This is a genomic window from Cellulosimicrobium funkei (assembly GCF_001019615.1).
Classification (GTDB): Bacteria; Actinomycetota; Actinomycetes; order Actinomycetales; family Cellulomonadaceae; genus Cellulosimicrobium; species Cellulosimicrobium cellulans_E.
The window spans coordinates 119294-134673 of sequence record NZ_JNBQ01000006.1 but is presented as its reverse complement, the minus strand read 5'-3'; the positions used below and the strand labels follow the sequence as shown (position 1 = coordinate 134673).

At 74.1% G+C, this 15380-nt stretch carries 13 protein-coding genes; 3 read left to right on the top strand and 10 right to left on the bottom strand.

What is annotated here, in order from left to right; genetic code table 11:
- Window positions 1-294: 294 nt before the first annotated feature.
- The 4 genes from FB00_RS08530 to FB00_RS08515 form a co-directional block, all read right to left on the bottom strand.
- Entirely contained in the window at window positions 295-1245 is a 951-nt protein-coding gene (locus FB00_RS08530; protein WP_082141136.1) for a 4-(cytidine 5'-diphospho)-2-C-methyl-D-erythritol kinase, read from the bottom strand.
- Window positions 1242-2180, bottom strand: a complete 939-nt coding sequence (rsmA, locus tag FB00_RS08525) for a 16S rRNA (adenine(1518)-N(6)/adenine(1519)-N(6))-dimethyltransferase RsmA (protein WP_047232467.1) — start codon at window positions 2178-2180, stop codon at window positions 1242-1244. Before rsmA ends, FB00_RS08530 begins: the two co-directional genes overlap by 4 nt.
- A 126-nt stretch (window positions 2181-2306) precedes the next feature.
- The gene (locus FB00_RS22980) at window positions 2307-3737 is read right to left on the bottom strand and encodes a resuscitation-promoting factor (protein ID WP_269429999.1); all 1431 of its coding nucleotides are present in this window, start codon (window positions 3735-3737) and stop codon (window positions 2307-2309) included.
- A 332-nt stretch (window positions 3738-4069) separates the two neighbouring features.
- On the bottom strand, window positions 4070-5080 hold the full coding sequence (locus FB00_RS08515; protein WP_047232500.1) for a helix-turn-helix transcriptional regulator: 1011 nt from the start codon (window positions 5078-5080) through the stop codon (window positions 4070-4072).
- A 145-nt stretch (window positions 5081-5225) separates the two neighbouring features.
- Here FB00_RS08515 and FB00_RS08510 point away from each other — a divergent pair, with 145 nt between their 5' ends.
- Window positions 5226-5612 (top strand): VOC family protein, encoded by a 387-nt coding sequence (locus FB00_RS08510; protein WP_231581778.1) that lies wholly within the window; start codon window positions 5226-5228, stop codon window positions 5610-5612.
- Between the two features lie 60 nt (window positions 5613-5672).
- Here FB00_RS08510 and FB00_RS08505 read toward each other — a convergent pair whose 3' ends face one another.
- From FB00_RS08505 to FB00_RS08485, 5 genes are all read right to left on the bottom strand, one after another.
- On the bottom strand, window positions 5673-6839 hold the full coding sequence (locus tag FB00_RS08505) for a ubiquitin-like domain-containing protein (protein WP_047232465.1): 1167 nt from the start codon (window positions 6837-6839) through the stop codon (window positions 5673-5675).
- Window positions 6840-7016: 177 nt separating this feature from the next.
- On the bottom strand, window positions 7017-7970 hold the full coding sequence (locus FB00_RS08500; protein WP_047232464.1) for a TatD family hydrolase: 954 nt from the start codon (window positions 7968-7970) through the stop codon (window positions 7017-7019).
- Between the two features lie 2 nt (window positions 7971-7972).
- Window positions 7973-9766: a methionine--tRNA ligase gene (gene metG, locus FB00_RS08495; RefSeq protein ID WP_047232463.1), complete on the bottom strand. Its 1794-nt coding sequence runs from the start codon at window positions 9764-9766 to the stop codon at window positions 7973-7975.
- A gap of 127 nt (window positions 9767-9893) precedes the next feature.
- Window positions 9894-11210, bottom strand: coding sequence for a ubiquitin-like domain-containing protein (locus FB00_RS08490; protein ID WP_231581777.1), 1317 nt, complete (start codon window positions 11208-11210; stop codon window positions 9894-9896).
- A 238-nt stretch (window positions 11211-11448) separates the two neighbouring features.
- Window positions 11449-12702 (bottom strand): PQQ-dependent sugar dehydrogenase, encoded by a 1254-nt coding sequence (locus tag FB00_RS08485; protein ID WP_047232462.1) that lies wholly within the window; start codon window positions 12700-12702, stop codon window positions 11449-11451.
- Between the two features lie 129 nt (window positions 12703-12831).
- Between FB00_RS08485 and FB00_RS08480 the strand changes: the two genes are divergently transcribed.
- Entirely contained in the window at window positions 12832-13266 is a 435-nt protein-coding gene (locus FB00_RS08480) for a phage holin family protein (protein ID WP_047232461.1), read from the top strand.
- 129 nt (window positions 13267-13395) lie between these two features.
- Window positions 13396-14205: an SDR family oxidoreductase gene (locus FB00_RS08475; protein WP_047232460.1), complete on the top strand. Its 810-nt coding sequence runs from the start codon at window positions 13396-13398 to the stop codon at window positions 14203-14205.
- Here FB00_RS08475 and FB00_RS08470 read toward each other — a convergent pair.
- On the bottom strand, window positions 14189-15373 hold the full coding sequence (locus FB00_RS08470; protein WP_047232459.1) for an aminotransferase class I/II-fold pyridoxal phosphate-dependent enzyme: 1185 nt from the start codon (window positions 15371-15373) through the stop codon (window positions 14189-14191). The two genes, FB00_RS08475 and FB00_RS08470, sit on opposite strands and share 17 nt — an antisense overlap.
- Between the last annotated feature and the right edge of the window lie 7 nt (window positions 15374-15380).

Sequence of the window (15380 nt, the reverse complement as noted above, 5' to 3'; positions counted from 1 at the left end):
TGAGCGACGACCAGGGCAAGACGACGCCGGGCGGGGTGGGTGGTGGTGCCGCGTCGTGGCGGGCCTGGCGGGAGCCGCGAGGAACGAGCGGCGGATGGTAGACGCGGCACCACCACCCACCCCGCCCACCCAGGGCGACCACACGCCGTCGGGCGAGAGACCACGGCTCTACCTCACGCAACCACGGCTCTACCTCACGCAACCACGGCTCTACCTCACGCAACCACGGCTCTACCTCGCGCGACCACGGCTCTACCTCGCGCAACCACGGTTCACCCTCGGCGGGCAGGCTCGTCAGTGGGCGACGACGCGCGCGCCGGCGGCGGGGGCGGTGGTGCACCAGACGGTGTCGCACGCGTCGTTCGCGGTCCACGACGCGGCGATCGCGAGCGCGTGCTGACGGCTGCGTGCGAGGGCGGCGACCGTCGGACCGGAGCCGGAGACGATCGCGCCGAGCGCGCCGGCCTCGGTCGCGACGTTGATCGTCCGCTGGAGCTCGGGGCGCAGGGCGAGGGCGGGGCCCTGGAGGTCGTTGCGGAGCACCTGCCCGAGCCCGACGGCGTCGCCTGCGCGCAGCGCCTGCATGAGCGCGGTGTCGTCGGCGAGGTCGAGCTCGGCCGGGCCGCCGACGGTCTCGTCGAACGTGCGGTACACCTCGGGCGTGGAGAGCCCCTCCGCCTGGACGGCGAAGACCCAGTGGAACTCGCCGCGCGTCATCGCGGGCGTGAGCACGTCGCCCCGCCCCGTCCCGACGGCGGTGTGCCCCACGAGCCCGAACGCGACGTCGGCCCCGAGCCCCGCGGCGAGGCGGACGAGGTCGGCGCGGGGGACCCCGGCGTCCCACAACGCGTCGCACGCGACGAGCGCGGCGGCGGCGTCGGCGGACCCGCCCGCCATGCCGCCCGCGACGGGGACCTCCTTGTGGATCTCGAGCCGCACGTCGGGGTCGACGCCCACGTGCTCGGCGAGCGCGACGGCAGCGCGCCACGCGAGGTTCGTCTCGTCGGTCGGCACCACGTCGGCCTGGAGGCCGGTCACGCTGAGCGAGACGCCCGAGCCCGGGGGCACCTGGTGGGCGACGACGTCCTCGCTGAGCCCGACCGCCTGGAAGATCGTCACGAGCGGGTGGTAGCCGTCGTCCTGGAGCGCTCCGACCCGCAACGAGAGGTTGACCTTGCCGGGTGCGCGCACGCGGACGGACGGGGGTGGCGCGAGGGCGATGCTCGGCGGTCGCGGGGGTGTCACGCGTCCACTGTGCCAGGTCGTCCGGTGCGACGCTCCGCGGGTGCCGCGCCGCGGGCGGGGCGATCGTCGAGGCCGCCCCGCAGGACGAGCTGCTCGGCGACGCGCGCGAAGGCGGCGACGTCGAGCACCTCGCCGCGCGCCTGCGGGTCGACGTCGGCCGCCTCGAGCACCTCGGCGGCCGCGCTCGCGGAGCCGGCGAGGCCGGACAGCGCGGAGCGCAGCATCTTGCGCCGCTGCGCGAAGGCGGCGTCCACGACCGCGAAGACCTGCTCCCGGGTCGCGGTCGTCGTCGGGGGCTCGCGGCGGTCGAGCGCGACGAGCGCGGAGTCGACGTTGGGCACCGGCCAGAACACGCTGCGGCCGATGGTCCCGGCGCGGCGGGCGTCGGCGTACCAGGCGGCCTTGACCGACGGCACGCCGTACGTGCGCGACCCCGGGGGTGCGGCGAGCCGGTCCGCGACCTCCGCCTGCACCATGACGAGCACGCGCTCGAGCGAGTCGAACCGCTCGAGGAACGTGAGCAGCACCGGCACCGCGACGTTGTACGGGAGGTTGGCGACGAGCGCCGTCGGCGGCTCGCCGGGCAGGGTGGTGACCTCCAGCGCGTCCGCGCCGACGACCTCGAGCCGGTCGCCGAGGTCGGGGACGTGCGCCGCGACCGTCGTGGGGAGCTGCTTCGCGAGGACCGGGTCGATCTCGACCGCGACGACGCTCGCCCCGGCCTCCAGGAGTCCCAGGGTGAGCGAGCCGAGCCCCGGGCCGACCTCGACCACGCGCTCCCCCGGTCGCACGTCCGCAGCCCGCACGATCTTGCGGACGGTGCCGCCGTCGTGCACGAAGTTCTGGCCGAGGGTCTTGGTGGGGCGGACGCCGAGGCGGCCCGCCAGGTCACGGATCTCGGCCGGACCCAGCAGGGCACCGCGGGTGTCGCTCATGACAGCCAAGCCTACCGACCAGGGCGGGCCCGGTCCGGACGCCGCGGGGACGACGGAGGGCGGGGCGCCGTGCGCCCCGCCCTCCGTGGTGCGGCCGCCGGGCGGCCGCGAGTCCTTGCTACCGGGTCAGAGGAGACCCAGCTTGGCCGCGCACGCGGGCCACTGGCCCCAGCCCGAGCGGGCCTGGAGCGCCTGAGCGCGCTGCGTCTGCTCGGCGGCCGAGGCCTCCGACGGGAGGCCGGAGCCACCCATCGCCTGCCACGTCGAGAGCGAGAACTGGTAGAGGCCGTAGTAGCCGTTGCCCGTGTTCGTCGCGGGGTTGCCACCGGACTCGCACTGCGCGAGCGCGCCCCAGACGCCGCCGGGTGCGGAGCCGAGGTTCGCTGCCGGCGCGGAGGAGCCGCCCGACGACGAGGAGGAGGAGGAGGACGACGACGAGCGCTGCTGCGTCTCGACCTTCGGCTGCGGCTTGGGGCGCTCCTTGGTGCCCTGCACGAGGATCTTGTTCACCGGGGGCGTGGTGACGCCCTCGGAGACGAGCTCGCGCGACTCCTCGGCGCCGTCGACCGTCGTGACGCGGTGCACGGTCGTGTGGACGCCCTCGACACCTTCCTGCTTCACGACCGGGTCGAGGTCCTTGAAGCGGTTGGCGTCCTCCTCGGTGACCGTCTCGAACGGGACGGCCTTCTCGGTGGGCACCTCCTCGACCTTCACGCGCTGCACGACGAGCGAGACCGGGGCGGCGTCCGCCGCGGCCTCGGCGTCCTCGGTCGCGGCGGCGGTGGCGTCGGCGTCGGCGGCGGGGGCCGCCTCGGCAGCGGCGTCGGCCTGGGCGGCGATCTGGTCGGACTTCTCCACGTGGACGCGGTCGAGCTCGCCGAGCTGGACGCCCTGCTGGTCGAGGATCGCGTCGATACCGATGCTGCCGTCGGGCGCGACCTTCGTCTCGCCGTCCGCGACGACGTTCACGGGGCCGTCCGCGTCGAGGCGGATCGGGAGGGACGCGCGCTCGCCGGAGCGCGACGCCACGAGGCGCACGTCGCTTCCGCGCGAGGCGAGAGTGGTCAGGGCCTCGTCCGCGTCGAGCGCGGTGAGCCAGACGGAGGACTGGGAGCCGTCGACCTGGACGGGCACCTCGCGCCCGTAGCGCACCACGACGTCGCCGCCGCCGCGCAGGGCGGAGTCGACGTCGGGGACGACGAGGTCGCGGTCGCCCACGGCGACATCCTGCTCGGCGAGCAGGCCCTCGACGGACCCGGCGAAGGTCGTGACGGTGGTGATCTTGCCGTCCACGTCGAGTTCGACGGTCTTGCGCGCGTTGCCGTAGGCGACGGCGCCGGTCGCGAGGAGGACGACGGCGGTGGCGCCGGCCACGAGGGGCCAGCGGCGACGGCGGGCGGCCGTGGTCGCGGGGCTCTGGGGGCTCTCCGCGGGGCCGTCGGTGGTCTCGAAGGGGTTCTGAAGGTTCGTGTCGGCGCTCTCGGGGGCGCCGGCCGCGTCAGCGGTCCGGTGGAAGGGGTTCTTCACTCGGGTCCAGTCGTCGGGGGTCCCGGGCACGGGTGCTCGACGGCGCGTGGGCACCACCCGCGGCCCGCGGCGGACGTGGGTCCTCCGCGGCGGGCGCACACGTGCGTCCACGGGTCTCGAGCGGCCGATCCGGCTGCCGGCGCCACCCCGGCGCCCCTTCCCCAGGGCCCGACGACGGCGCACCGCCCGCGTGGTCCGGGCACCTCTCCCGCGGTCCGGAGGGACCGCGGCAGCGTGCCGTTCACGCGCGAGCGACGTTCGACCGTAACCGATCCGTTATCGAAGTCCAACCCCCAGGCCGCTAGGCTGGGAGGTTCTGTCCGGTTTTCGACGTCTATGTCACGCGGGCCTCCACGCGCTTCTCACCCGGCGTCACCGTCGGCGTCACGCGCGAGGGCACCCTCGGCCGCGCCTGGGCTCGCACGTCCCGACCGTGCGGCGCGTGCCCCGACCCGCGCCAGCGTCTCCGCGAGCTCGGGCGGGTCCAGGACCGTGAGGTCGACGTCGAGGCCCAGCAGGAACCCCGCGAGCTGGGCGAGCGACGTCCCCCCGGTCTCGAGCACGCACGCGTCCGGGCCGTCGTCGACGAGCACCCCCGCCTCCGGCGCGAGCCGCTCCGCCACGACGCTCGCCGGCGCGTGCAGGCGTACGCGAGCGGGGTGCGCCCACGCGATCGACCCCACGCCGCGGACGACGTAGGCGACGGCGTCGCCGCCCGGCACGCGGCGAGGCGTGAAGCGGGGTCCACCGGGCGTCCGGAGGTGCAGCCGGTCGAGGCGGAAGGTCCGCCAGTCGTCGCGGCCCAGGTCGAACGCCAGCAGGTACCACCGCCGCCCCACGTGCACGAGCCGGTACGGCTCGACCGCACGCGACGTCGTCGTCCCGTCGTGCGCCCGGTACTCGAGGCGCAGACCGGTCCGCGCCGCGACCGCGCCGGCGATGTCGGAGAGCACGCGCGCGTCGACCGGCGGTCCCGCGACCGGTGCGCTCGCCACCGCGGCGCGCAGCGCGTCCGCCCGGGCGCGCAGGCGGGCGGGCAGCACGGTGTCGAGCTTGACGAGCGCGCGGCGGGCGGCGTCCTCGACCCCCGTGATCGACCCCGTGGCCGCGGCCCGCAGCGACACCGCGACGACGGCTGCCTCCTCGTCGTCCAGCAGGAGCGGCGGGAGCGCGGCCCCCGACCCGAGCCGGTAACCGCCCGCGGCCCCCGGCGCCGAGCGCACCTCGTACCCCAGGAGCCGCAGCCGCTCGACGTCGTTGCGGACCGTGCGGGTCGTGACGCCGAGCCGCTCCGCAAGGTCGGGGCCCGACCACGTCGGCCGCGACGGCAGGAGCGCGAGCAGGCGCAGGAGGCGGACCGAGGTGTCGAGCACGGATCCCATCCTGCCTCACCATGCGGAACCGCACGTTCCGCATGGGGTTCTACTGTCGTGGTGTCGGTCCCGCCGGGGTCGACGACCGCGGTCCCCGGGCAGGATCCCGGGGACGACGACGAGGGAGACGAGCATGCTGCGTGGGATGGCGACGCTGAACCTGTGGGCCGACGACCTGGAGGCCGCGTCCGCGTGGTACGCGGAGGTGCTCGGGACCGAGCCCTACTACGTGGTGCCGGGCGGGTACGTGGAGTTCCGCGTCGGCGACCGCCAGGACGAGCTCGGGATCATCGCCCGGTCGTGGTCACCGCACCCGCAGCCGGAGGCGCCCGGCGGCGCGATCGTGAACTGGCACGTCGACGACGTGCGCGACGCCTTCGCCCGGCTGCTCACGCTCGGGGCGACCGAGTACGACGGCGTCGTCGAGCGTGGCGAGGGCACCGGCTTCGTCACGGCGTCCGTGGTCGACCCGTTCGGCAACGTGCTCGGGATCATGCAGAACCCGCACTACCTGGAGATGCTCGAGGCCTAGCGTGCCGCGGCGCTCGCGGGCAGCGGGGCGCCGCGCCGGCAGCGGTCTCAGCACCAGCGCCTAGTACCAGCCCTTGGCGACCGAGTGCGACCACGCCGAGCACGGCGTGCCGTACCTGCCCTCGATGTACCCGAGGCCCCACGTGATCTGGGTCGCCGGGTTGGTGCGCCAGTCGTCCCCGGCGCTCGACATCTTGGACCCGGGCAGCGCCTGCGGGATCCCGTACGCGCTCGAGCTCGGGTTGTCGGCGTCGACGCGCCAGTTGCTCTCCTTGGTCCAGAGCTTGTCGAGGCAGACGAACTGGTCGTCGCCCCAGCCGCGCTGGGCCGCGAGCGAGCGGCCGATCGCGCGGGCCGAGCCCGGGTCCACCGAGACGGAGATGTCCATCGTCCCGATCTTGATGATCTCGTCGCGCGGCTCCGTCGTGACCGTGCGCGTGAGGACGGTGCGCGAGACCTCGGCGCCGCCGAGCGTCTGGACGGCGTACGTCGTGGTCGCCTCGCCCACGCGGCCGGACTGGACGACGACCCGGTGCCCCTTCGGCAGGTTCGGGTCCTCGACCTCCTCCGTGGCGAAGGGCAGCACCTCGGTGACGGTCGTCGCGGACGCGGCGGCCCGGCTCACGAGGACGAGCATGCCGTCGACCGCGGCCGCGTCGAGCGGCGCGGACGTGCTGTCTCCCTCGGCGAGCACGATGCCGGCCGCCGCGAGGACGCCGCGCACCGTGGGCTCCGCCGTCGTGATGGGCATGACCGCGCCGTCGACGGCGACGTGCACGGTCTTGAGCGTGGAGACCCGGATCGGGTCGCGGCCGAGCGCCTGCGTGCGCGAGACCTCGGTCACGGCGCCCTCGGCGCGCGGCCCGAGGTACGTGAGGAGCTCCCCGACGGTGCGCGCGGTCGTCGAGATCGTCTGGACCTGGCCGTCGATCTCGATCGTCACGTCGTGGCTCGACCGGACGACGATCGTGCCGCCGTCGTGCGCGGAGTCCGTCAGGCCCGGCTCGACGAGGTCCTCCGCGCCGACCGTGACGTCCTGGTAGTCGAGCACCTCGGCGACCGTGCGCCCGTACGCGGAGACGTCGTACAGCTCGCCGTCCACGTCCAGCGTGACGCTCTTCTGGAGCGAGGCGAACGCGCCCGTGACGACCACGAGGCTCGCGACGACGACGCCCTGGGCCGCCAGCCGTTGCAGGCGCCGGCGACCGGTTCCGTCAGGTGCGAGCACGCGCGCGGTCCCTTCTGGGGGGAAGCGGCCCTCGGCGACCGCCGGGGGCGAGGTGGGGCACGTCGTCGGCGCACGGCGCGCGACGCACGGACCCGACCGTAGCCGAAACGTGACCCAGGACGAAACCTCCGGTTCGCCCGGAACGGGCGGCACCGGGTGCTGCACCGCCGACCCGGGTCACCAGGGCCCGTAGACCGCGACGGACGTCGCGGCGAGGCGCTCGCACACGTCCGCGAGCGGCAGGTCTACGACCTCCGCGACCGTACGCACGGTCGTCGGCAGCACGTACGGGGCGTTGGGGCGACCCCGGTACGGGTGCGGCGTCAGGTAGGGCGCGTCCGTCTCGACCAGCACCTGCCGGAGCGGCACCTCCCGCAGGGCGGCACGCAGCTCGTCGTTCGCGCGGAACGTCACCGGGCCGGCGAAGGACAGGAACCAGCCCTGCTCCGCGCAGAACCGGGCCATCGCGGCGTCGCCCGAGTAGCAGTGGAAGACCGTCCGCTCCGGGGCCCCGTCGCGCGCGAGCACGTCGAGCACCTCGGCGTGCGCGTCGCGGTCGTGGATCTGCAGCGCGAGGCCCAGCTCCTTCGCGAGCGCGACGTGCGCACGGAACGCCTCGCGCTGTACGGCCTCGCCCTCCGGACCTGTACGGAACAGGTCCATCCCCGTCTCGCCGACCGCCCGCACACGGTCGTTGCCGCGCGCGATCGCGGCGATCTCGGCGACGGCGTCGTCGAGGGGGACGTCGTGGTGCGGCCGCGGGTCGGGCTCGAGCCCGTCCGGCCCGACCTCGCGGACCCCGCCGTGCAGCACCGCCTCGTTCGGGTGGATCGCGACGGCGCCGAGCATCCGCCCGACGCCGTGCTCGGCGGCCGACGTCGTCCCCCAGGCCGCGAGGTCACCGCGCAGCAGGGCGTCCGTCCAGCGGGCGGCGGGCAGGTCGCACCCGACCTGCACGACGCGGTCCACCCCCACGGCCGCCGCCCGCGCGAGGTGGTCCGTGACGCTCGGGGCGGGGACGTCGTCGGGCAGGACGTGCGCGATCGAGTCGAGGTGCGTGTGGTTGTCCACCACGGGGACGGGCAGCGGCTCCGGGTCGGGCGGCCACCCGCGCTCGCGCTGCTTCGCCACGGTCAGGCGGTCTCGCGCAGCCGGTCGAGCTCCTCCTCGACGATCGAGTCGTCGAGCTTGGTGAACACCGGCGTCGGCTTGCCCACCGGGGTACCCGGCACGACGGCCTTGGGCTCCCACGTCGCCAGGCCCTCGGCGCGGTAGTCCCCCGTGATGATCGGGTAGTGGCGCGAGTCGTCGTCGAGGTCGGTCACCTCGTCGATGCGCGGCTGCGGCGCGATCGTGCCCGTGCCGCCGAACGCCTCGTGCACCTGCTGCGCGGAGTGCGGCAGGAACGGCGACAGGATGGTGTTGAGGTCGCTGACCGCCTGGGTCACGGTGTGCAGCACCGTCGCGAGGCGGTCCGGGTCGGTCTTGAGCTTCCACGGCTCGGTGTCGGACACGTACTTGTTCACCTCGCCGACCGTCTTCATCGCCTCCGCGACGGCCGCGCGCTGGCGGTGCGTCGCGATGAGCTCCCCCACGCGCCCGAACGCGGTCGTCGTCGTGGCGAGGACGCCCTCGTCGATCGGCTGGCGCTGCCCCGGCTCCGGGATGGCCCCGAAGTTCTTGTGCACGAGGTTCGCCGTGCGGTTCACGAGGTTGCCCCAGCCGGCGACGAGCTCGTCGTTCGTGCGGCGCTGGAAGTCCGCCCACGTGAAGTCGACGTCCTGCGTCTCCGGGCCCGCGGACGCGACGTAGTACCGGAACGCGTCCGGCTGGTAGCGGGCCAGCATGTCGCGCACGTAGATCACGACGCCGCGCGAGGAGGAGAACTTCTGGCCCTCGACGTTGAGGAACTCGCTCGACACGACCTCCGTCGGGAGCTGGAGGTTCCCGTAGGCACCCGGCGCACCGCCCTTGCTCCCCCGGCCGTCGTAGCCGAGCAGCTCGGCCGGCCAGATCTGGGAGTGGAACGTGATGTTGTCCTTGCCCATGAAGTAGTACGAGCGGGCCTCGGGGTCGTTCCAGAACGCGCGCCACGCGTCCGGGTCGCCGCTGCGCCGCGCCCACTCGATCGACGCCGACAGGTAGCCGATGACCGCGTCGAACCACACGTAGAGGCGCTTGCTCGGGTTGGACTCCCAACCCTCCAGCGGGACGGGGATGCCCCAGTCGATGTCGCGCGTCATGGCGCGCGGGCGCACGTCGTCGAGCAGGTTGAGCGAGAACTTGAGGACGTTCGGGCGCCACTCGGTGCGCGTGCGCAGCCAGTCCCCCAGCGCGTCGACGAACGCGGGCAGGTCGAGGAAGAAGTGGTTCGACTCGACGAACTTGGGCGTCTCGCCGTTGATGCGGCTGTGCGGGTTGATGAGGTCGATCGCGTCGAGCTGGTTGCCGCAGTTGTCGCACTGGTCGCCGCGCGCGCCGTCGTAGCCGCAGATGGGGCACGTGCCCTCGATGTAGCGGTCCGGAAGCGTGCGGCCCGTCGACGGCGAGATCGCGCCCATGGTCGTCTGCTCGACCATGTACCCGTTCTTGTGGACCGTGCGGAACATCTCCTGCACGACGGCGTAGTGGTTGCGCGTCGTGGTCCGGGTGAACAGGTCGTACGACAGCCCGAGCTGGTGCAGGTCCTCGACGATGACGCGGTTGTACCGGTCCGCGAGCTCCTGGGGCGTCACGCCCTCCTTGTCCGCCTGCACGAGGATGGGCGTCCCGTGCTCGTCGGTCCCCGAGACCATGAGGACGTCGTGACCCGCCATGCGCATGTGCCGGCTGAAGACGTCCGACGGGACACCGAAACCTGCGACGTGGCCGATGTGGCGCGGGCCGTTGGCATACGGCCACGCCACGGCCGAGAGGATGTGGGTCATGCGGGCGATCTTAGTCGGCCCGCGCAGCGCGCCGCGGGGCCGTCTCGGGGCCGCCGGACGACGACGGGCCCGCGACCTCGGAGGTCGCGGGCCCGTCCGGAGCCGGGTCGGCTCGGGAGGTCCGTGCTCAGTACCAGTTGGTCGCCTGCGAGTGGGACCACGCGCCGCACGGCGATCCGTAGGAGCCGGCGATGTAGTCCAGGCCCCACGCGATCTGGGTCGCGGGGTTGGTCGCCCAGTCGGCGCCCTTGCTCGCCATCTTCGAGCCGGGCAGCGACTGCGGGATGCCGTAGGCGCTCGACGTCGGGTTGTCCGCCCTCGGGTTCCAGTTGGACTCCTTGGTCCACAGCTTCTCGAGGCACGTCCACTGCGACCCGGTCCAGCCGCGCTCGGCAGCCATGAGCTGCCCGAGCGCGCGGGGGTCCTTCGGCCGCTCCTTGGTCCCCTTGACGACGACCTGGTCGACCGGGGCGGTCGTGACCTCCTGGGTCAGCTGCTCCCGCGACTCCTCGACGCCGTCCACGAGGGTCACCTCGAAGGTCGTCGTGGTGACGCCGTCGGCCCCCTTCTGCGAGACGACCGCCGGGTCGTCGCTGTACCGCGCGGCGTCCGTCTTCTCGACGGTCTCGTGCGGCACGGGGGTCGTCGTCTGCTGCTGCTCGACGACGACGCGCTGGACGACGAGCGAGACGGTCGGAGCGCCCGGCTCGGGGGCCTCGACGCGCTGGACGCTCACGCGGTCGAGCTCGCCGAGCTCGATGCCCTGCTGCTCGAGGATCGCGGGGATCCCGATGCTGCCGTCGGGCGCGACCGTCGTCTCGCCGTCGGCCACGACGTTCACCGGGCCGTCGGTGTCGAGGCGCAGGTCGAGCGACGCGCGCTCTCCCGACCGCGACGCGACGAGGCGCACGTCGCCCCCGCGCTCGGCGAGGGTCCTCAGCGCCTCGTCCGCGTCGAGCGCGGTGAGCCAGACGTCGGACTGCTCGCCGTCGGCCTGGACGGTGACCTGCTTGCCGAGACGCACCACGACCTCGTCGCCGTCGTCGAGGGCCGACGCGGGGTCGGGCGCGACCTGGTCGCGCGCACCGATCTCGATCCCGGCGGCGTCGAGCGCGCCGGACACCGAGCCGGCGAGCGTGCTGACGGTCGTCAGCTCGCCGTCGACGTCGATCGTCACGGTCTTGTTGGCCTCGCCGTACGCGACGGCGCCGGAGCCGACGAGCGCGACGGCGGTGGCCGCCGTGACGATCGACCAGCGGCGGCGGCGCGTGGTGCGCAGCGTCCGCGCGGAGCGGGCGGCGCGACGGCTGGGCGTCGCGGAGGTCTCCGGGGTGGTCTCGGTGGGAGCGACGTCGGAGGTCGCGGTCTCGACGTCACGGTTCTGGGGCGCGCGGGAGCGGAAGGGGTTGTGCACTCTGGTCCAGTCGTCGGGGGTCCCGGGCACGGGGGTCGACGGCGCACGCGCGCCCCGGGGCGTCCCACGCCGCGGCGCGGGCGTCACCCGGTTCGACCAGCCGATCCGGCCGTCCTGCGGACCCCCGGCACCCTGGGTGCTCTACGGAGACCGCGTCCCACGGCCGGCCAATACACCTGTCCCCGGTGAGCGGCAACGCGAGACACTCGACCGTAACCGATTCGTTATCGTGCTCCAAACCGACTGGTCAGCCCGCGGGTCGTGCCGGTCACCCCGCCGGCGTCACCGCGACCCGCAGCAGCCGGTCGTCGCCGTCGCGCGGGTCCCCGCGCCCGTCGGTGTTGTTGGTCAGCACGTACAGCACGGAGCTCCCGTCGTCCCCGAGCGGCGTCGCCGGGTCCACCAGGACGGCGCGCAGCCGACCCCGGTCCGTGAGCACCGCCTGGGGCGCGCCGAACGCGTCGGCCGACGCCCCGCCGTCGGGGGACGCGAACGGCACGCGCCACAGCGCCTGGCCCCGCAGCCCCGCCAGGTACGCGCCCTCGCCGGTCGCGGCCAGCCCGCTCGGCGAGGCGTCCGACGTCGACCACGTCGCCACCGGGTCGACGAACCCCGCCGCCTCGCCGCCGACCCCCTCGACCTCCGGCCAGCCGTAGTTCCCGCCGGGCACGACGACGTTGAGCTCGTCGAACGTGTCCTGCCCGAACTCCGACGCGAGCATGCGCCCCGTCACGTCCCACGCGACGCCCTGGACGTTGCGGTGGCCGAGGCTCCACACCGGCGAGGCCGGGTCAGGGTTACCCGGTGCCGGAGCCCCGTCCACCGTCAGGCGCAGGATCTTGCCGTTGAGCGCACCCGCCACCTGCGACGCACCACGCTGCTGCGCGTCCCCCGTCGTCACGTACAGGTAGCCGTCCGGCCCGAACGCGAGCCGGCCGCCGTCGTGCGTGGAGGCCGCGGGGATGCCCTGGAGGACCGGGGTGAGGGCCGACAGCTCGCGACCGGCGAGCGTCCCCCGCAGGACCTCGTTGCCTCCGGCGGCGGTCCGGTAGACGAACACCTCCCCCGGTGCTGCGCCGCCCTCGGGTCCGACCGCCACCCCGAGCAGACCCGACTCGCCCGTCGCGACCGTGCCGTCGCGCAGGTCGTCCGCGCCCGGTCCCGTGACCGGCTCGACGGCGCCCGTCGCCGGGTCCACGACGACCAGACCGCGCTCGTCGCGCAGCGAGACGAGCAGGGTCCCGTCCGCGAGCGCCGCGAGCCCCCATGGCGCGGGCAGCCCGGTCGCCACCTCGGTCACGTCGACCCGCACCTCGGGCACGACGACGAGTCCCGGCGCCGGCGCGGGCGCCGTCGTGCTCGACTCGGCGGGTTCGCTCGGCTCGGCGGTGGCCGTGGTGACCGACGGGCCCGGGGCGGGTTCCGGACCGTCGTCGGGGGTGCAGGCAGCGAGCAGCACGACGACGGCCCCCACCACGGGCGCGGGCCACGCCCGACGCGGGACCGTCCGGTTCGTGGGCATGCGCCCATCGTCGCGCGCCGCGGGCGCCGTCGCACGGGCCGCGCTCGCCGCGCACGAGCGTCGATCAGCGCCACACTGGAGAGAAGGAGGCGGGTCCTCCCGCCTCACCGGCCCTCAGGGAGGGGCGCCATGAACCCGAAGGTGCTCAGCTTCGTCGTCGCCGCCGTCGCGTACGGGGTGACGCTCGTCATCGCCAACCTGGTGCTCGAGGGGATGACCATGAGCTGGCTGTGGGGGCTCGTCGCGGTCGCGCTGTTCACCGTGACGATCACCCTCCTGCGCCCGCTCGTGGTGCGGCTCCTCGGCAAGCACGTCCACGGCTGGACGTGGACCCTGGGGATCGTCACCGTGCTCGGCTCGCTCATCGTCACCACGCTGCTGTCCCCGTCGAGCGGGTTCGACATCGACGGCTTCTGGACCTGGGTCTGGGCGACGCTCATCGTCTGGGTCGGGACGCTCGTCTACGACCTGGTCGACGACCGCGCCGTCGCCGCGGCGGGGCGCCAGGTCGACAGGTACCAGGGGCGGCACGGTCGGACGCCGCCCACGGCGGCGCCGGCCTGACCCCGGCGCCACAGGACCTCTGGCCCGCCGACCCGGTCTTTCGGCGGCCACGCGCACGCCCGCGGCGAGGCACGCTGGTACCGGAGGCTCCTCCGAGGGCCGGAGGAGCCGGCGAGGAGGTCGGTACGCATGTCGCGGACGTACGTGGTCACGGGTTCGGCGTCGGGAGTCGGTGCGTCCACCGCGGCGCTGCTGCGCGACCGGGGAGACCGCGTGGTCGGTGTCGACCTGCGCGACGCCGAGGTCGAGGCCGACCTGAGCACCCCCGACGGCCGGGCACGCGCCGTCGACCGCGCCACGACGCTCACCGACGGGCGCGTCGACGGGGTCGTCGCGTGCGCGGGCATCTCCGCCCCGGTGCCGAAGACCGTCGCCGTGAACTTCTTCGGCGTCACGCGGCTCCTGGCCGCGCTGCTCCCGGCGCTCGAACGGTCGGACGCGCCGCGCGTGGCCGTCGTCTCGTCCATGGCGACCCTCCAGCCGGTGTCCGACGAGCTCGTCGCCGCGTGCCTCGCGGACGACGAGGACACGGCGCTGCGCGTCGCCGCGACGCTCGCGGACCAGGGGCCCGCGGTCGGCTACCTCAGCTACCCGTCGTCCAAGCGAGCGCTCTCGCGGTGGGTGCGGCGCGAGTGCGTCACCCCGGCGTGGGCGGGTCGAGGGATCCCGCTCAACGCCGTCGCCCCGGGGACGGTGCTCACGCCCATGACCTCCGAGCTGCTCGCGACCCCGGAGTCCGCCGCCATGGTCGACGCCGCCGTCCCGATGCCGCTGCACGGGCACCAGTCGCCCGAGTCGGTCGCAAGCCTGCTGCTGTGGCTCACCGACCCCGCGAACACCCACGTCACCGGGCAGACGATCTACGACGACGGCGGTGCCGACGCCGTGCTGCGCGGGGACGACGTGTGGACGGGGACGAAGCCTACGCCAGCCGGGTGAGGCCGCGCTTGAGACCGCGGATCGCCTGACCGATGCGGTGCTCGTTCTCGATGAGCGCGAACCGCACGAACTCGTCGCCGCCGGGGCCGAACCCGACGCCCGGGGACACGGCGACGTCGCACTCCTCGACGAGGTGCGTCGCGAACTCGATCGAGCCCATGTCGCGGTAGGGCTCGGGGATGCGGGCCCACGCGAACATGGTGCCGCCGGGCTTGTGGATGTCCCAGCCGATGCGCTGCAGGCCGTCGTACAGGGCGTCGCGACGCGACGCGTACACCGACGAGATCTCCTGCGGGAACTCCGTCGCCTCGTTGAGCGTCACGGTCGCGGCGATCTGGATCGGCTGGAACGTGCCGTAGTCGAGGTAGCTCTTGAGCTTGGCGAGCGCCCCGACGACGTCACGGCGTCCCACGAGGAACGCGACGCGCCAGCCCGCCATGGAGAACGACTTCGTCATGGAGTACAGCTCGACCGCGACCTCGCGCGCGCCCTCGCACTCCATGATCGACGGAGGCTCGAACCCGTCGAACGTCATGTCCGCGTACGCGAGGTCGTGCACGAGCACGACGTCCTTGTCCCGCGCCCAGTCGACGAGCCGCTGGAGGTCCTCCTTGGTCGCGACCGTCGTCGTCGGGTTGTGCGGGAACGACAGCACGACGACGCGCGGCTTGGGCCAGCCCAGCTCCCACGCCTCGATGATCCGGTCGATGTACCCCGCGGCGTCGGTCCCGTCGCCGATGGGGACCTGGCGCGCGTCGGCGCCCGCGAAGTAGGGGCCCCAGATGTGGATGGGGTAGCTCGGCGTGGGGACGAGCGCGACGTCGCCCGGCTGCAGCAGCACCCACATGAGGTGGCTGAAGCCCTCCTTGGCGCCGATGGTCGAGATGATCTCGGTGTCCGGGTCGAGGCTCACGCCGAACCGGCGCTGGTACAGGCCCGCGACGGCCTCGCGGAGCTTGGGGATCCCGCGCGACGCGGAGTAGCGGTGGTTGCGCGAGTTCTGCGCGGCCTCGGCGAGCTTGTCGACCGCGACCTGCGGGCTGGGCAGGTCGGGGTTGCCGAAGCCGAGGTCGACGACGTCGCGCCCCGCTCGGCGTGCCTCGATCTTGAGCCCGTCGATGATGGTGAAGACGTAGGGCGGCAGACCGGGGATCCGGCGGAACTCCATCGCAGTG